The organism is Bdellovibrio sp. ArHS, from assembly GCF_000786105.1.
GTDB lineage: Bacteria > Bdellovibrionota > Bdellovibrionia > Bdellovibrionales > Bdellovibrionaceae > Bdellovibrio.
Map to the genome: position 1 here is coordinate 15,447 of NZ_JTEV01000018.1, position 18,187 is coordinate 33,633.

Genomic DNA, 18,187 nt, shown 5'->3' on the forward strand with positions numbered 1-18,187 from the left:
CTGTGATCGAGGCAAACACACTTCTTGCTTAAAAGCTGAGACAATAAAAACTGCGTTGTGAAGAAATCGGCGTTACGCAATTCCAGCAAGAGCCGCAGGCCCGTGCTCACGCAAAAGTTCTTCGCGTAATTTTTGATTCTCCAGATATGCTAATTTTGGATCTTTCTTCAACACCTCAAAGGCGGCTTCGCGGGCCTGCTGCAGGATGGCCATGTCACGAACAAGATTAGCCAGCTTAAACCCCGAAAGCCCTGATTGACGAGTCCCCATGAACTCTCCAGGCCCACGCATTTCCAAGTCAAATTCGGCGATTTTGAAGCCATCTGAGGTCTTTTCCATCATTTCTGTGCGTTGACGACCTTCTTCGGAAACTGCGTACCCCATAATCAAAATACAAAAGCTTTTGAACTCGCCCCGCCCCACACGCCCCCGCAACTGATGAAGCTGGGAAAGACCAAAACGTTCTGCATGTTCGATGATCATGATATTGGCATTTGGCACATCCACACCAACCTCGATGACGGTTGTTGAAACCAAGACCTGAATTTCCTGATTACGAAACTGTGTCATGACCTGATCTTTTTCATCCGGCTTCATCTTTCCATGCAGAAGCCCGAAGCGCACCTCGGGGAACTGGGTTTTCAGTTTTTCGTATTCAGACACCGCATCTTTAAGATCGATTTTTTCACTCTCCTCCACCAGAGGATAAACGATGTACGCTTGTCGCCCTTTTTTTAATTGGTCGAGCATAAATTGCAAAGCCTGGGGGCGCTTACTTTCGTAGGTTACACGGGTTTGAATGGGACTTCGCCCCGCTGGCATTTCGTCAATAATGGAAACATCCAAGTCTCCATACACTGTCATAGCTAAGGTGCGTGGGATAGGAGTGGCCGTCATCACCAGAAAATGCGGCGACTTGCCTTTGTTTTTTAAAATGCCTCTTTGTTCGACGCCGAAGCGATGTTGCTCGTCGATGATGACCAGCCCAAGGTTTGCAAACTGTACTTCGTCCTCGATCAAGGCGTGCGTGCCGATAATTAAGTCCACCTCGCCCGCTTGTAACGCCGCGAGCACCTGTTTTCTTTCAGAAGCTTTGGACTTTCCTACTAACAAGGCTAAACGCACCCCCAAAGGTTCAAGAGCCTTTCGAGCATTTTTATAATGCTGCTCTGCCAAGATTTCTGTCGGTGCCATCAAACAGGATTGAAAACCACTTTCCATGGCATAAAGTGCCGCCATAAAGCTGACCAGAGTTTTACCGCTCCCCACATCCCCTTGCACCATCCGATGCATAGGGTGAGTCTTTTCCATGTCGGCCTTGATCTCCGCAAAAACCCGCTTTTGCGCATTGGTCATGGCAAAGGGCAACGAAGCTTCCAAGTCTTTAAGTTTTTCCGCTTTATTTTTTATCTGAGGCGCGCCCTCTTTCTGAAAACCCGTTTTGCGTGAAGCAAGATAAAGCTCCAACCAAAAGAATTCGTCAAAAATAATTCTTCTTTGAGCTGCACTTTTAAACTCGGCATACTGCTGGGCTCGTGCCGGATCGGGAAAATGAATTTCTTTGATCGCATCCTGCCGCTTGATCAATTGATATTTTTCAAGAATCCATTTTGGCAAAGCCTCGTCCGGCCACTCACCCATTTGCGCAAAAGCGGCGCGCACGAGCTTCATGATTTTTGCCGTCGCCAGACCCTCGATCTCGGTGTAAAGAGGGATCAAGGCATCCTGAGTTTCTTCGTCGGGTTCGATGTCTTTGATGTCAGGATGATGAAACTCGATACGTCCGCGATACTCGATGACCTTTCCCACCACGCGCACTTCCGTGAAAGGTTTAAACCTTTCAAAATATCCTTTGTAAGGAACGCGGAAATATTTGCAATGAATTTGTCCCGATGAATCTCTGACCACCACATCGTACATTTTGCGGGTGGAACGTCCCATATTGATACTATGAACCGTTACAACTTGAGCCTTGATGCTGACGATGTCTCCTGGTTTGAGACTGGAAATGTTCCGAGCGGCCCTCTGATCCTCATAGGCTCGAGGATAGAACTCAAAAAGGTCCCCCAGAGTCTTTAATCCTTTGCGAGAGAAGAGATCTCCGAGCTTGGGTCCGACTCCTTTAAGGTACTGTATTTGTGTGTCTAGACGAAGGGCCATCGCCTTCGATTATTCAGGATTTTCTATCTAAGTCAATGTATCCATGGCAGAATTTTCATATGACGACGCCATCTTATTTTCGTATCCGCTTAAGCACCATCCGGCCTGATAAAGTGACCTCGTTCGACATCTACGTATTAGTGGATCAAAAGTACATTCTCTATCTTCGCGCAGGCGATCGCTTGTCTGACGGAAAGATTAAAAATCTGCACCGCAAAGACACCGGTGATTCTTTCTTCGTTCTTTTGGAAGACAAACAAAAATATCGCGACTGGGTTCGTGAAGAAATGAACTCCAGCCTGATTGATCCTTTTGAAAAAGCCGCCATTTTGCGTGAGTCCTCTGTTGCCTTGATGGAAGATCTTTTTGAAAATCCAGATGTCAACCGCGCCTTGGATGATTCACGTCCCATCATCAAAGACTTTATTGATCTGATGGAAAATGCCCCGGAAGCCATGGGCTTTATGATCTCTTTATCAGGGCATGATTTTTATACTTACAACCACTCTTTGGATGTCAGCATTTATTCACTCGGCCTGGGAAAAGCTCTGGGCTATGATGCTAAAACCTTGGAAGAGCTTGGCGTTGGCGCTCTTTTCCATGATATCGGCAAGCGCAATGTCAGCCTGGATATTCTTTGCAAGAAAGGCGGCCTGACCGACGCTGAGTGGGAGCAGATGAAAATGCACCCTCAATATGGATTGGTGATTTTAAATAATCATCCGAACATCAGCGATGCCGTGAAAGCCGCCTGCTTTGAACATCACGAATCTTGGTCTGGCAACGGTTATCCTCAACAAATCGCGGGCGAAGAAATTCATCCTTTTGCGCGCATTGTGGCGATCACCGACACATATGATGCCATGACCACCCAACGTTCTTACAACGTGCCGATGACTCCTTTGGATGCCGTGAGCATGATGAAGGAAAAACTGGCGGGTCGCTATGACCCCGACATGTTGAAAGCCATGTATTCAGTTCTCTTTAAAATCAAGGTCGCCTCATGAGTCTTTTCGCGAAGTCTTTGCTTCTGATTGCAGGCATTCCCCTTTTGTCTTTAGCCATTGAACCCACCAACCCTGAAGGTATTTGCGGTCGCTTTATCGGCGAAAAAGACATGGAGATATGTCGTCAACGCACGCAAAAAGAAGATATCGACTGGTACGCCCTGTCCGCCTGCAATTTGCAAAAAGAGGACTCTGCTTTTTGGAACTGCTGGGACCGCGTAAAAGGAAAAAGCTTTGACCCTCGATCCTTGACTGTTTGTACGGAGTCCGAGGATATGAGTGATGACTCAAGACAAGCGTGCATTAACGGCGCCTTGGCGAACAGAAAGCCGGCTTCTCAAGGTCACCACTCCCCCTTTCAAAAGATCGAGATTAAAAAACGAGGGCGATAGCCCGCTTGCTCTTTGGACATTCGGGAATTTATTTCCTGAGGCCCCCATAGAACCCCACAACCTCGACAAAGTTTGATAAAAATCCAGCCTTATGAAAAAGGCCGTTCTTATTATTATGAGTGCATTCATGGGTCTAAGTTTAACCGGCTGCAGTTATGCGCTGGAAGAGCTTGGTGTCTTTAAAACGGATGGATCAGGGATTCCCCGCGTGGGATCTTTTGAAGCCTTCCGCGATCAACCCATCTCTTTTGAAGTTGTGAAGTCCACCTCTTTGCGCACTTGTCAGGAATGCCATGCCAGTGGCAATCGCGCGATGGATACGGCCGACAAGGTCCTCGCGCAAAAAGATTCAATTCTCGCAGCTGTTCATAAAGAAAGTATGCCTCCTCGTTCAGCGGGTTATAAACCTTTAGATGCCTGTGAAAAGCAGATTCTGGAAACCTGGGTGGATGATCAAATGCACGAGCGTACAGAGGTGCAAAAAGTGAAAGATCTTGCCACTTGCGCCAACGCTCAGGCGCCGCGGGAAAAACCACCGACAGATTTCAAAACCCTGGAGCTAAGCTTTGAAAACCTGAAGACCGAAATCTTTAACGCCAAATGCTTGGTCTGCCATTCAAAGGAAACTGCCAGACGCACCGTCTTGGATGATCTGGACCTGATCAAAGCCAAAGGCTTAATTAAAGAAAGTGCCACAGAAAGTATTCTTTATCAGATCGTGGTTCCGGGAATGTACAAACGGTTTATGCCGCCACAAAATGGCAAAACAAGTATCAAGCCTTTGACTGCCGAAGAAACCGACTACTTAAAACGCTGGATTGAAGCCGGCGCTCTCTAGACTGTCGAAGTTTTTGACAGATTAAATTTTTTTCCTAAAGACCGGCAACAGGGCGAAGCCTCGCTCTGTTTTTGGTATATTCCGACCTATGAAATCGATGCTCTTTTTTTTGATTTTCACAGCTTTTTTGCCCTTACTTTCCTTCGCCAAGAATCCCGCGTGCCTGGATAAAAAAGAGCGCATGGATTTCAACGAAAGCCGTCTTTTGGTTTACCGGGATGAAATGGAAAAGAAGTTCACGGCCCGCGCCTTTATTCAGGGTCTGATCGTCGGCGTTATGGAGGATCGCCAAAAACACGTTCATTTCGAAGTCGATTTGGACGAGAATTTCGCAACCACTGATGATCGCATCGAAGTGATCTACAATACCAAGTTCGGTCCCCTGCCTGACTTCAGCGCGGGTGATGTTCTGGTGGCTTGTGGGGATTTTGTAGTGGACCCGTACTCTCCTTTTAAAGCGGTGGTGCACTGGCTGCACATGAGCCCCAATTTGAAAACCCACGAGCACGGCTACCTTTCCATCAATGGTGTCGTCACCGGCTTGATCAACCCGAAGGCGGAGAAACCATGAGACTCTTCCTGTTGTTACCCTTATTTCTTCTGGCTTGTGGACCGCAACCTTCGCAACAGGTGGTTGCTGGCCTGTCAGATTCTCACGGGGTTATTTATGGCGAAGACACACGTCGCGAAGTGATTTCCTCAGGAGATGTCGCTCAGATCGCGCAAGCCACGGCTATGCTCATTCAAAAATTCAATCTAACAAAACAGGACAACGCATGGACACCACGTCTTTCGACTCTGGGAAAAAGCTGGCCACTTTGTGAAGACGAAAAATTCCTAGATCAGCCATTGTTAGGATTTTGCAGCGGAGTTCTGATTGCACCCGATCAAGTTCTGACCGCCGCACATTGCGTGGATAAGAAGGACAGCTGTTCAGATACGAAATTTGTTTTTAACTGGACGGCGAATAAATCCTTACAGCCCTTCAAAAACGAGGACGTGTTTCATTGCCAAAACATTGTGAAAATAGAGCACAGTCTTTCTCGGGGAACAGACTACGCCATTATTCAACTGGATCGTCCTGTTCCAAACACCAAACCTGTCCAGTTCGCAAAGCACTCTTTAGCAAAAGGCGAGAAGGTTCTAAGTCTTTCTTATCCCCTGGGTCTGCCAATGAAACAGGATGTCGGTGTGGTCAGTGATAACTCTGTAGAAAAGCAAACTTTCAAAGTCGAAGTGGACACTTTTGCGGGAAGTTCGGGATCTCCCCTTTTTGATCGCCAAGGTTTTCTTGTGGGCATCTTAAGTCGAGGTCAGGAAGACTTTCTGGAAGACGAGATTTATCGAGTGCGCACCAAAGGCGGCTGCATTCGCTTCAATCGTTGCGCCAGCGGGTCTTGTTTCGGTGGCGAAACGTTTCTGAAATCTTCGGCTATTGACCTTTAGCACATTATGCAGTCCTTCTTGGTCAGTATTTCCCTGTTCATCCTAGAATAGAGGCATGAATAAAAAAAGACTGCCTTGGTGGACATGGGTATTTCCCTTTGCCGTCCTTGCTTTAGGAACATGGGCAAGTCTTCCCTTTACGTCTATTCAAGGCATCTATTGGATTTATTTTCCGATCAATCTGGCTATACCGATGATTTTGTGGTGGGGTCCCCGAGTCCTGATTGCCGTTTTTTTAAATGGTCTTTTAGCAGCTCCTCTTTTGGATTTACCACGGCCCGTCCTTTATCCTTTGTACGCTGTTCCGGAAACACTGGAAGTTTTCATGGCGTGGATGCTTTTAAAAGAGCGCTTCAAAACATTTTCGACCTGGAAACCCAGTCCCAAAAACATCACCCTGTATTCGGTCTATGGAATTTTGATTCCTTCCGTTGTGGCCTCGGCCTTGATTCAAGCCATCTTCGTTTTCACCAAGTTCAGTTCCGCTGAAGCATTTCTTTGGAACACTTTAGTCACGGCAATTGGCGATATGACAGGCGCAGTACTGCTCACCTTGCCCGCAATTATTTTGGCAACGCCGTTTTTGTATCGACGGGGACTTTCCCTCTTTCCGATCGACAGCCATCCGCCTTTACGTCTGTCCTATTTGACAAAAAAAGAACGTCTTGTCTGGCTTGCGGGACTTACTGGCTCTGTTTTTTTAGGCCTGTCTATGCCGTTTACTCAGACCTGGTACGTGTTTGGTATCACGCTGCTATTATCTGCCGCCTGGTATGGAATTTACGCCGCTTTGCTGATGAATACTTTGGTCACGATGCTGGCCGTTCCGCTGCCAAAAATTCTGGGGCTGCCGTGGGCAAATGATCCATTTCTTTTGCAGACTCCTGCAACACTTTTGACTCTGTGCTACTGCTCATTACTGACAGGCTCGGCCATTACAACTTTAACCGATAAGCTTGTCAAATTGCGTGAAACCGAAAGTGAGTTGAAAGCCGCGCGAGATCAGGCCGAAGATGCGTCACAAGCCAAATCCGAATTTTTGGCGCGCATGAGCCACGAGATTCGCACGCCCCTAAATTCGGTTCTAGGAATGCTGGAGCTTTTAAAAGAAACCCAACTTTCCAAAGACCAGGCCAGATATTTGACCTTATTCAGTCACGCTGGTGAAAACCTGAAAGCCTTGATCAATGACCTTTTGGATTTCTCAAAGATCGAGGCCAAAGCTTTGAGTGTCGAAAATGTCAGTTATAATCTTCATGCCACCGTCCGTAGCGTTTTTGAGATTCTGCAAATCAAGGCCGAAGAAAAAGGTCTCCATTTTGAATTGCAGTTTGATGACAATGTTCCCCTGCAACAGTGGGGTGACCCAACGCGCTTACGCCAGGTTCTTTTTAATCTGATCGGAAATGCGCTGAAGTTCACCTCGGAAGGTACTGTCAAAGTTACAGTGAAGATCGTCAATGAAACCGGCGAAAAAATATCGCTTGAAGTACAAGACACCGGCATCGGCATCCCCCGGGAAAAACAGGCAAAACTATTTTCTCCATTCTTTCAGGCCGACGTGGGAATTTCCCGAAAATACGGTGGTACAGGCTTGGGGCTTGTGATTTCTAAAAATCTTGTAGAAATCATGGGAGGCACCTTAGAAATGAAGAGCCTGGCCGGGCGCGGAACCACCTTTCGAATTCTTCTGCCCCACCGTCCCGACACCACGACACATCTTGAAAAGAAGCCCTCGCCTTCGGCGGCCTGGAACACGCGATTTCCGAATAAGCGCTTCAATATACTTTTGGTTGACGACTCCGAAGACAATCGCGTGCTGATCATTCACTATCTAAAGAACCTCCCCTTCGACTGCGACGAAGCCGTCAATGGCCAAGAAGCCGTGGAAAAGTTTAAACAAAAACGCTATGACTTGATCTTTATGGATATGCAAATGCCGATCATGACCGGTTACAAGGCCACGGAAACCATTCGTCATTGGGAATCCGAGAGGAAATGGTCTCACACCCCGATTATCGCTTTGACGGCAACCGCGGTCGTGGAAGATTTGAAACGCACGCTGGCTTCGGGATGCGATGCCTATGTGGTGAAGCCAGTAAAAAAAGCCGAGATCGTGCAAATCCTGGCTCAGAGTTTAACGACAAAGTCTCCCTTTAAAGAAGACTTCAGTGAGCCACCGGCCCCCACGATGTGAGATTCAATAAGCCCGCGCACTTTCCCCGACGACTGCAGAACTTTATAAAACTCCTCTTCCGCTTCGGGTGAAGGGAATTTACAAATAACTTCAAAATCAGTCTCTACAGGACGGAAATATTGGATTTCACCTTTTGCGATAACAATGTTTTCTGTTGGAATGTTTCGTTCCTTTAACCCCGCCAAGACCAAAGCGTAGGCAGCTAACACCGCCACCGCATACTGACTGCCACCAAAGGCCGTTCCTTTATGGTTTTTGTTCTTTGCCAAGGCCACTTTAAAGTGCACCTCGTGAGAGCGAAAAGTGATAAATTCAATTCCGAGGTGCTCGTAAAGAGTGATCTTATCTTTAAGAATATGAATGAGTTCTTGGGAGTCTACTTCCACTGCTCATAACCTCCGGCAAAGTTCGCTGTCTTTTTATAGCCCAGATACTGAAGAGCATAAGTCACCGCACCTGAACGAACACCGTGGTTGCTCAGAACTAAAATACGCGTGTCTTTACTGATATTCTGCTCTGAAAGAACTCGTTCTGCTTTTTTTGCTGGAAGTCCCTTGTCATCGAAAAACTCGGTCCAATGCACGTTGAGCACGGGGGTTTTGATTTCTTGATCCTGGCCAAGATTGCGCAAAGCAAACTCCTGACTAGACCGCACATCAAGAATCACCAAGGCATTTCCACCAGAAAGAGCCTGATTTTTGAAAGTTTTAAAATCCACCGCCAATTGCTCTTGCACCTGCGGCTTCCAATACGGTTTGTTCTGCACCGGTGGTACTTCCCGCGTCGTATTCATTTCTCGATAAGAAGTGTGCAAAACCGTGTAGACTTCTTTCACACCCAGTACTTTCAACGTCCACGCGATACGGCCCTCTTCGCCCATTCCTTGAGTCCCTTTACCTAAGACCAAGACTTTGGTGTCAGGATCAACTCCGATCAGTGAAAGGCGACGGGCCAACGCAAAAAGATCGCCCTGAAGAAGACCGCGAGATTTGGGACTTTGCGAGGAGAAATCCTCCCACCGAACATTGATGGCACCGGGCACGTGCATAAGATTGAATTCAAAAGGAGGTCGCGCATCCAGAAGAACCGGATTTCCTTTAATCAACTTTTCTGCCGTAAGAGTTTCGCCCACAACGGGCTCTTCCGAAACCACCTTCGTGGGTTTTTGTTGGCAGCCTCCGAAAAGAATAACGGCCGCGAATAACAAGAAAATGTTTTTCATCTATGAACGTCCTCTAAAAGTCAAAAGGGAGCTTTCGCTCCCTTTTTGCAAATCTTATTTCGTAATTCTCATCGTCGGGAAGAAGATGATATCACGAATACTTGGACGATCTGTCATGATCATCACGATGCGCTCAATACCAATTCCCACACCACCCGTCGGCGGCATACCGGCGTCAATGGCCAACAAGAAATCCTCATCCATAGGGTGCGCCTCTTCATCATTCGCGCGGTTGGCTTCTTGTTCTTTCAAACGCGCCAACTGATCCTCAGGATCATTCAGTTCGGAATAGGCGTTGCCGATTTCCATGCAGGCAGCAAACGGCTCAAAACGCTCAACCAAACGACCATCGCGACGATGAATTTTCGTCAACGGAGAAATCTCAACCGGATGATCCATCACGAACGTCGGCTGCCACAAGTGCTGTTCTGCCGTCAGTTCGAAAAGCTCCATGATCATTTCGCCTTTTTTACCCGGCTTTTCGATATCGCCACCGTGTTTGCGGATGGCTTGGAACAACTCTTCTTCGCTCGCCTTATCGGGATCAATACCCGCGTATTCGCGAACACCATCAAAAACCGTCAAACGGCGCCAAGGTGGCGTGAAATCAATTTCTTTACCTTGATAGCTCACCTTCATGCTGCCTGTGATCTTCAACGCCAACTGCGAGATCAGCTCTTCAAACTGTCTCATTTGATAATTGTAGTCGGTATAAGCTTCGTAGAACTCAAGCAATGCGAACTCAGGATTGTGCGTACGATCGATACCTTCGTTACGGAAGTTCTTAGAGATCTCGTAGACTTTCTCAAAACCTCCGACGATCAGGCGCTTCAAATAAAGTTCCGGCGAAATTCGCATGTAAAGCTTCATATCCAAAGCTTTATGATGAGTGGTAAATGGTGTCGCTGCAGCTCCCCCGTAAACCGGCTGCAGCGTTGGCGTTTCCACTTCCATGAACCCGCGGTCATCCAAAAAACGACGGATTTCTTTGATGATCTTTGAGCGAGTTTCGAAAACTTTGCGAGATTCCGCATCCGAGATCAAATCCAAATGACGGTGACGATATTTGATTTCGATATCTTGAACCCCGTGGAACTTTTCTGGCAAAGGCTCAATCGACTTCGTCAAAATTTGGAAGCTCTTTACGTAGATTGAAAACTCGCCTTTTTGAGATTTGAAAACATAACCTTCAATACCAACGATATCGCCCAAGTCGACAAGATTGAAAGCTTCGCGGTCTTTTTCAGAAAGCTCTTCGGTTTTAACGTAAACTTGCACGGTGCCCGTTTGGTCTTGCACGTTGAAGAAAGAGGCCTTTCCCATCATCCGCAAAGTCATCAAGCGGCCCGCGATACGGTAAGAAAACTCAGGCTTCTTTTCTCCAGCTTGCAAAGTTGCCGCGTGTTCAGCGACAACTTCGGCGATCTTCGCTTTATTTTCAAATACGTACGGATAAGGGTTGATCCCTTTTTCGCGAAGTGCGTGAAGTTTTTTACGTTTTTCCGCTCTGAGCGGATTTTCATGAATCGACATTAAAGTAAGCTCCAAATTGGGGAAAAAGGTACCTGGTACCTTTTTCACACGAAGGGAAGCAGGTACCTTGGGTACTGCTTAGTTAATTTTTTTACCGGCGAAGGCTTCCATTACGTTATGAAGAAGTTCGATGGCTTCTTTCTTCGGACGTTGGAAAGCGTTGCGGCCCATGATGGAGCCGAAACCGCCACCTTGAGCTAGGTCTGAAACCTCTTTCAAAATTTCTTCTGTGCCTTTAGCTTCTCCACCCGAGAAGATCACGATGCGTTTACCGGCAAAGCAAGATTGCACAACGTGACGAGCACGGTCTGCCAAAGAGGCGACTTTGATGCCTTGCTCTTGATAAACTTTCGCCGCTGCCGCTTGTTCGATGTGCGCTGTAGGTGGTTTTACTTTGATGATATGCGCGCCTAATTGCGCTGCGATGTGCGCTGAGTAAGCGATTACGTCGATAGCAGTCTCACCCTCTTTAGAGATCTGTTCGCCACGAGCGTATGACCAGATCACCACCACAAGACCCGCCGCTTTGGCTTCACGCGCCGCTTGCGCGATCTCTTCGTATTGCCCTTTGCGTTCGGCTGACCCGGGGTAAATTGTGAAACCAATACCGACACAACCCAATCTCAAGGCATCGTCGATATACGATGTCAGTGCCGAATGCGGGCGCTTATCCGTGTAAAGAGTGTCAGAATTGTTGATTTTAAGAATCAAAGGAATTTCACCGGCGAAATCACGAGCCACCGCTTCGATCGCTCCTAATGGAGCTGCATAAGCGTTACAGCCGGATTCAATCGCCAATTGAATGTGATAAGCAGGATCGTAACCATCTGGATTTTTCGCGAAAGAGCGCGCCGGACCATGTTCAAAACCTTGGTCTACCGGCAAGATCACCATTTTACCCGTGCCCGCAAGTTTACCGTGGTTCATAATGCGAGCCATATTAGCCAGCACTCCCGGATTATCAGCTCCATACCAACTCAAAATCTCTCTAACTCTAGGTGTCATGTCTGCTTCCTTTTTGATTAATCAGCGTAACTTCTAAATAAAGCTCACAAATAAACTGCAAAACCGCGCAAAATCGGGCTTAAGCCGAGATAAGTTAGTAATATTTTTTGAGATAATCAAGCGCGTCTCATGGATTAACACGCTTGGCAGAAAACACTCTGTGATATACTGTGAGCCCTGTCCGCAAAGAGGTCTGTTATGCATAAAGTGACGTTCGAAAATACACCCAATCCTGCCACCATGAAGTTTCTTTTGGGAAAACAAGTGACCTCGCAAGGATTTGATTGCCCCTCGGCGGAGGACGCCGAACGCTCACCGCTAGCCGCGAAAATCTTTGGCTTTCCTTGGACAAGTTCCGTTTTTGTGGGACCTGATTTTATCACCGTCACAAAGCAAGACTGGGTGGATTGGGAACTTCTTGCTCAACCTTTAAGCGGCCTTATTCAGGAGCACCTGGATCGAGATGAGCCCGTGGTGGTCGAATTCGTGTCTGCCCCCGAAGACGACACCAATGATCTTCCTATTGTTCGCAATATCAAGTCTGTGCTCAACCGCGAGATTCGACCGGTTGTAGCTTTGGATGGAGGCGACATTGTTTTTTATAAATATGAAAACAATGTTCTTTATATCCGCATGAAAGGCGCATGCTCCGGTTGCCCTAGCTCGCAGATCACACTGAAGGACGGCATCGAGACGCGAATGAAAGAGTTGTTCCCGGAAATTGAAGAAGTTGTCGCAGTCTAAAATTCATGACTTCTAAGTTTTTTCACGAAAGTAAACTCCTGGCGAAGCTGTCAGGCCCTATCGTTGTCGGTCAGGTCGGCCAAAATCTGATCACCTTGGCAGACACCATTATGGTGGGAGCCTTGGGACCGTTGGCCTTAAGCGCCTCTGCCTTTGCTGGCAGCGTTTTCATTGTCTTTTTGATTTTTGGTATTGGCATGCTGTCTCCGATCACCGCACTTTTTGCGCGCATGCAAGGTCAAGAAAACTATCCCTATGGGGGCGTTCTTCTTCGCCACAGTGTTTTTGTCGCCCTGGGTGTGAGCGCCTTCACCATCGGTCTATTGTACCTGCTGACCCCGCAGTTGCATCGCTTCGGGCAAACCCATGAAGTCTTGGCCATGGGGAGTAGTTTTTTTAAGATCATCACGTGGTCCATTTTGCCCAGCCTGATCTATCAAACCTACAAGCAGTTCACCGATGGGATTGGCAAAACCAAAGTAGCCATGTATGTGATGATCTTCGGGGTTGTCTTTAATATCGTCGGCAACTACGTTTTAATTCACGGTCTTTATGGCTTTCCAAAGTTAGGACTGAACGGATCTGCGTGGGCAACGCTGATGGCGCGCACGCTGATGGCCTTGGCGCTCGTCTTCTATGTGCATCTTCATCCGCACTTTAAACACTACTTACAAGAACGCTGGACTCACCGCTTCGACCATCATCTTCTCAAAAATCTGATTCGTCTGGGCATTCCCAATGGGCTAACGTACATCTTTGAGGTGGGAGCTTTTTCATCGGCAGCCGTGATGATGGGATGGTTCGGAGCCATGCCTTTGGCCGCGCATCAGATCACCATCAGTCTTGCCAGCACCAGCTTTCTTATCACTCTGGGAATTGGCATCGCCGCCAGCATTCGGGTGGGCTATGAGTTAGGACGCGGCGATTATTCTTTGGCGCGATTTGCAGGCTTCACCGCCATCAAATTGGGCGGCGCCTACATGAGCCTTTGTGCTCTGGGATTTTTCTTTTTACGACATTGGTTTCCGACTTTCTATGTTACTGACGGTGATGTCATCGCCTGGGCTGCGAAGTTTTTTATCGTGGTCGCGATCTTTGAGATTTTTGACGGCGTTCAGGCCGTTGCGATCGGAGCTCTGCGTGGCATGAGTGATACCCAGTGGCCCAGTCTGATTGCTTTTTTCGCTTACTGGATCATGGGCCTTCCCCTCGGCTATCTTCTCGCCTTCCATTTGGGCGTCGGACCTGTTGGAATTTGGATCGGGCTTTTAATTGGACTTATCTTTGCGGCAATTCTACTGACGTGGAGATTTCATGTCCTCAGCAAAAGATTTCTTAAAAATTGACGACCTGTTCCTCTTTCGATTCGCTTTTAGAGTTCGTAGATACAGCGGAAGCCGGAGCCCATTATTGCGGTTGCCGAGTCTCCACTTCGAAGCGCGGAAAACACACCGACTGATTCAGAAGCCCCCACCGAGCTGCCGCCCCTCCAGATCGCGCTGGCGCTGACCGAAAGATCGATTTTTCCGAAGCCGCAATGATCAATGCCCGTAGGATAAGTACAGGTCATTGTCGTCCCGTATTTCGTTTTCACAAATCCCGCCGCCAAAGTTGAAACATAGTCCAGATTCGGATTGTAGATGGAGGCGTCCGTATCATAGACAATCTCCGCCGCATTTCCCGAAAAATCCCAGATCGACTGATTATGGGGCAACACATGCTTACGGCGATTCCCATTACTTTCACAAAGTACCAAGTCAGAGATGGGCCAACACGGATCTGATTCCAAAACGGATGATATGGATATGACTTGATTATTTCCTCTATGCAGTAGCCCTGTTGTGCCGACAACGCCGTTTGTCCAATTCCCAGCTTGATTGGCGATGAGGTTTGCAACCGCGTTCCACTTGGAGTTCGTAATCAGAGAATACCCCGCTCCTAAAGACGTACAACCGGGAACCGCCTGCATCAGGTTCGCGCTGACCGGATCCCCAGAAGCAACGAACTGCGGAGTCGCAGCACTGACCTTCGCTTCAAAGCGGGCCACACAGAAAGGATCTGCTTCAATGGCAGGATTGTAGATGTAAGCGAAGTTGGTCGGACATGCCGTCGAGATGTAACTCTGAGAAACAATGCCGCTGGTGTTTCCGTATGGATCGCGCACCTGGATCTCCACGCGGTAAGTGACTCCAGGCTCAACGGCCGCGCCTAAAGAAAGTCCCGTGGACGTTGTCGCGACCTGAGTCCATCCTAAAATTTGCAGACCATCACTATGCCGAGAGACTTTCAACCAATAAGTCAAAGGATCAGGGTCAGCCGGTGGCGTGAAGGCGATCGTGGGCGTGATATCAATGCGCGCCGGGATTGCGGTGATATTTATTCCGGAAACGTCGCCGGGATTCAAAGAATCGATGCCAATGTTTCTCGCGCTTAAACGGTTTGCAGTCAACGTCGGTAAAGCTAAATCCGCGTTCGTGTTATTCGCCTGATCACGAATAGTGCCACCATTTAAAGTCACGCTTGTGACATCCAAGGGACTAATATCGATCCCCGGATCGGGCACGTAATTCATTTTTACAATCGTATTTCCAGATCCAGCCAAGAAAGAAGAAGAGGAAAACGATAAAACTCGTCCCGTATTTAAAATCATCTGCGGCGATCCGGTGATGACAACGGGCCGGGAGAACTGCATATAAAGAGCGATGTCTTCTCCCGCACGATATGTGACATTGGAAAGATCCCCATAGAGGCTCGTGATTTGGGGCATAGGCAGTTGTACAAGGAACGAAAAACCATTATTAAGCGCTGCCGTTGGTCTGTTTAAACTGTCTTTGGCTGTGGCAAAAATTTTATAAGAAATTCCGTTGGTAAGAATACAGGAACTAAAAACCGCATACCCCGTGGAGACATTCTGAGTGGGACACACCACCGCCCCACCGGTATCCCGCACCTGGACATCATAAGAAGCCGCATCAGCAGAGCTTGAAAAATCAACGCGCAGGATGCTGCCCTTCAGCAGATTATCAATTGTCGAATCATCGACGGTGGACTGAACTCCGGTGATGGTAAAATCACCAGGCCCTGAAGTGTCCTTCGTGACCGTGATGTCGACAGAAGATTCATTTCCCACAGCATCACTTTGGTATGCCGTCAAAGTCGAGACCCCTTCCGGCAAAACGACCTCGCCGGAAAAACTCTTAGCTACGGTACAGGTGAAAGTTTCCGTTAACACGCCGTTAACTTTAATTTCCACCGGCATCAGATCTTCACTACAGGTTCCCTGAACCAGGAAGGAAGTTCCCGTAGAATAATCCAAATCCGTAAGCACCGCCCCGGCTACAGGCGTCGTGATATGCAGCTCTGGTGCATCCAGATCCACATTCACGGTCATCTGCACCTCCGCATAGGCATGACTGGAGGCCGTGCTCGCATGTTTCACTTTGAAAGTCACAGGTCCAGAGCTTAACGGAGACTTCAACGCTGCGGTCGCACTATAAATTCCACCGACACAACTGACGGAATGAACATCTTCAAAAACGCCCGAGATTTCAATCACACCCGGTGTCTGTGAACAGGTTCCCGAAACAGTATAACCACCGCTCACCTGATGAGGACCGATCACGCCAGAGGTTGCCGTCACCGTGGGGGCACGAAAAAGCGCACTCAACGTTTTGTAGTAGAAGGAGACTTCCCCGTCTTGATTTTTCACGGACCAGCGAATTTGAAAAGGCTGACGAAAATCCCCACCCTCCGTCGCCATCGCGGGGGCCGCATGGGAAAGCGGAATGCTGAAGAAAATTTTGCCGTCATCGGCGCAATCGGAATCGCCGCCGGCAATCAAATCTGTGCTTTTCGCCCAGGTCTTCGTCACCGGGTTTTGAACTTCAACGGACTGCACATTCGCGCTGCATTCCGCGGTCAATAACAGTGAAGACTCCGTTGCGTCGGCCGCAAGGTCGCCATTATCTTCATTCGTCACCTTGAATTCGGATTTATTGAGAATCGAGGGATTCAGGAAGGCCATTTCCAATGAGCGCTCGGTGCATGCTGATAAAAGCATGCAAATTATGACATAAAGAAATAGCTGGATTGGCGCCCCTGCCCGCATACTAGACTTATCGGAGCGCCCCTCGTGAAACTGAGATTCAAAATGAGAATCAGCAGCTTATTTATTAAAATTTGTTTACGTGCGCGTGTTCCCACTTTGAGACGACGTCACCGAATGCCAACGCACACTGCGATCCTCTTTTATGTAGAGGCTGCCAATGATGAATGTCATCAAAGCGATACAGATCGGATAAATCAATCCCGCAAAATGGTTTCCTGTTGCCGCCACCATCGCAGTCCCAATAAAGGGCACCAAACCACCAAAAACACCGTTACCAATGTGATACGGAAGCGACATCGAGGTGTAACGAATCTGCACGGGGAACAGCTCCACGAGAAAAGCTGCAATCGGACCGTAAACCATCGTCACATAGATCACCTGGATAAAGACAAGCACGGTCAGCATGAATATGTTGGGATTTATGGCCGTCGCGGCCGGATTCACTGGGTCCCACCCCGAATACGCTTCCATGGCTCGGTAAATAGGATAGTAAGTCAGGGCTGCAATCAAACAACCGGTCATCATGATTTTTTTACGACCTATCTTGTCGGACATCGCACCGAAAACGATGAAGAAGGGCGTGGCTAAAAGCAGCGCGGTGGCGATGATCTGATTGGCCTTCACAAAGTCCACTTTCAAAACCGTTTGCAAGTAATAGAGCGCATAAAACTGCCCCGTGTACCACACCACCCCCTGTCCTGCTGTGGCGCCCAGCAAGGCCAGAATCACCATGCGCCGATTTTCAGGGTGCAGAAAACTTTCGCGTAAGGGGCTTTTTGAAGTTTTACCCTCGGACTTCATTTGCACGAAGACTGGAGACTCTTCCATACGACGACGAATCAAGTAAGAAACGATCACTAAAATAACTGATAGCAAAAAGGGAATACGCCAGCCCCAACTTGCGAACTCCTCTTCACCTAAAATAAGACGAGTCACCAGAATGACGCCTAAGGAAACAAAGAGTCCCAACGTCGCCGTCGTCTGGATGAAGCTGGTATAAAAGCCGCGCTTTCCATCGGGGCTGTGTTCGGCGACATAGGTGGCTGCGCCGCCGTACTCCCCACCCAAAGCCAAACCTTGCAAAAGACGCAAAATTAAAAGAAGTAACGGCGCAAAAAAACCAATGCTTTCATAACTGGGAAGAACACCAATCAGCGTGGTCGCTAGTCCCATAATCAGCAGGGTGATCATAAAGGCGTATTTACGGCCGACAACATCGCCGACTCTTCCAAACACCAGGGCGCCAAAAGGCCGGACGATAAAGCCGGTCGCAAAGGTCGCTAAAGTCCCCAGCAAGGCGACGGTCTCGTTACCTTTTGGGAAAAATTGTGCCGAAATGATCGTCGCTAAACTGCCGAATATATAGAAGTCATACCACTCGATGAGCGTGCCCGCGCTGGACGCCGCAATGACGGTCCAAATATTTCGCGATTCTGTCACACTCAGTGTCGCATCCGCAGACGAAGCCATAAAGGGCCCCCCCCCTTTTTTTCTCCATTGTGGAGAGCGGCAGGCCCAGCAACAATCTTTTATTT

15 protein-coding genes are annotated in these 18,187 nt (G+C 48.2%); 8 read left to right on the forward strand and 7 right to left on the reverse strand.

What is annotated here, in order from left to right; genetic code table 11:
• Positions 1-72: 72 nt before the first annotated feature.
• Positions 73-2,160: an ATP-dependent DNA helicase RecG gene (gene recG / locus OM95_RS10200; protein ID WP_041873307.1), complete on the reverse strand. Its 2,088-nt coding sequence runs from the start codon at positions 2,158-2,160 to the stop codon at positions 73-75.
• Positions 2,161-2,219: 59 nt separating this feature from the next.
• Here recG and OM95_RS10205 point away from each other — a divergent pair, with 59 nt between their 5' ends.
• The 6 genes from OM95_RS10205 to OM95_RS10230 all read left to right on the forward strand — a co-directional run bounded on the left by OM95_RS10205 (position 2,220) and on the right by OM95_RS10230 (position 8,040).
• Positions 2,220-3,167, forward strand: a complete 948-nt coding sequence (locus OM95_RS10205) for an HD-GYP domain-containing protein (RefSeq protein ID WP_041873483.1) — start codon at positions 2,220-2,222, stop codon at positions 3,165-3,167.
• Complete coding sequence (locus tag OM95_RS10210) at positions 3,164-3,559, forward strand: hypothetical protein (protein WP_041873308.1); 396 nt, start codon at positions 3,164-3,166, stop codon at positions 3,557-3,559. Before OM95_RS10205 ends, OM95_RS10210 begins: the two co-directional genes overlap by 4 nt.
• A 91-nt stretch (positions 3,560-3,650) precedes the next feature.
• Positions 3,651-4,397, forward strand: a complete 747-nt coding sequence (locus tag OM95_RS10215) for a hypothetical protein (protein WP_041873309.1) — start codon at positions 3,651-3,653, stop codon at positions 4,395-4,397.
• An 88-nt stretch (positions 4,398-4,485) separates the two neighbouring features.
• Complete coding sequence (locus tag OM95_RS10220; protein WP_291516097.1) at positions 4,486-4,968, forward strand: hypothetical protein; 483 nt, start codon at positions 4,486-4,488, stop codon at positions 4,966-4,968.
• The gene (locus OM95_RS10225; RefSeq protein WP_041873311.1) at positions 4,965-5,843 is read left to right on the forward strand and encodes a serine protease; all 879 of its coding nucleotides are present in this window, start codon (positions 4,965-4,967) and stop codon (positions 5,841-5,843) included. The genes OM95_RS10220 and OM95_RS10225 overlap by 4 nt, the downstream gene beginning before the upstream one ends.
• Before the next feature lie 55 nt (positions 5,844-5,898).
• On the forward strand, positions 5,899-8,040 hold the full coding sequence (locus OM95_RS10230; RefSeq protein ID WP_041873314.1) for an ATP-binding protein: 2,142 nt from the start codon (positions 5,899-5,901) through the stop codon (positions 8,038-8,040).
• Here the strand turns inward: OM95_RS10230 and OM95_RS10235 are convergent.
• From OM95_RS10235 to OM95_RS10250, 4 genes are all read right to left on the reverse strand, one after another.
• Positions 7,974-8,426, reverse strand: coding sequence for a YiiD C-terminal domain-containing protein (locus OM95_RS10235; RefSeq protein ID WP_291516099.1), 453 nt, complete (start codon positions 8,424-8,426; stop codon positions 7,974-7,976). The two genes, OM95_RS10230 and OM95_RS10235, sit on opposite strands and share 67 nt — an antisense overlap.
• Positions 8,417-9,262 (reverse strand): rhodanese-like domain-containing protein, encoded by an 846-nt coding sequence (locus tag OM95_RS10240; RefSeq protein ID WP_041873316.1) that lies wholly within the window; start codon positions 9,260-9,262, stop codon positions 8,417-8,419. Before OM95_RS10240 ends, OM95_RS10235 begins: the two co-directional genes overlap by 10 nt.
• A gap of 54 nt (positions 9,263-9,316) precedes the next feature.
• Complete coding sequence (lysS, locus tag OM95_RS10245) at positions 9,317-10,795, reverse strand: lysine--tRNA ligase (RefSeq protein WP_041873318.1); 1,479 nt, start codon at positions 10,793-10,795, stop codon at positions 9,317-9,319.
• 78 nt (positions 10,796-10,873) lie between these two features.
• On the reverse strand, positions 10,874-11,800 hold the full coding sequence (locus OM95_RS10250) for a class I fructose-bisphosphate aldolase (RefSeq protein ID WP_041873321.1): 927 nt from the start codon (positions 11,798-11,800) through the stop codon (positions 10,874-10,876).
• A 198-nt stretch (positions 11,801-11,998) separates the two neighbouring features.
• Between OM95_RS10250 and OM95_RS10255 the strand changes: the two genes are divergently transcribed.
• Entirely contained in the window at positions 11,999-12,544 is a 546-nt protein-coding gene (locus OM95_RS10255) for a NifU family protein (protein WP_041873323.1), read from the forward strand.
• Positions 12,545-12,549: 5 nt separating this feature from the next.
• Positions 12,550-13,890 (forward strand): MATE family efflux transporter, encoded by a 1,341-nt coding sequence (locus OM95_RS10260; RefSeq protein WP_041873325.1) that lies wholly within the window; start codon positions 12,550-12,552, stop codon positions 13,888-13,890.
• Between the two features lie 26 nt (positions 13,891-13,916).
• Here the strand turns inward: OM95_RS10260 and OM95_RS10265 are convergent, their stop codons facing one another.
• Both OM95_RS10265 and OM95_RS10270 read right to left on the reverse strand, forming a co-directional pair.
• Positions 13,917-16,604 (reverse strand): hypothetical protein, encoded by a 2,688-nt coding sequence (locus OM95_RS10265; protein ID WP_041873328.1) that lies wholly within the window; start codon positions 16,602-16,604, stop codon positions 13,917-13,919.
• A gap of 123 nt (positions 16,605-16,727) precedes the next feature.
• Complete coding sequence (locus OM95_RS10270; RefSeq protein WP_041873330.1) at positions 16,728-18,122, reverse strand: MFS transporter; 1,395 nt, start codon at positions 18,120-18,122, stop codon at positions 16,728-16,730.
• Positions 18,123-18,187 lie beyond the last annotated feature (65 nt).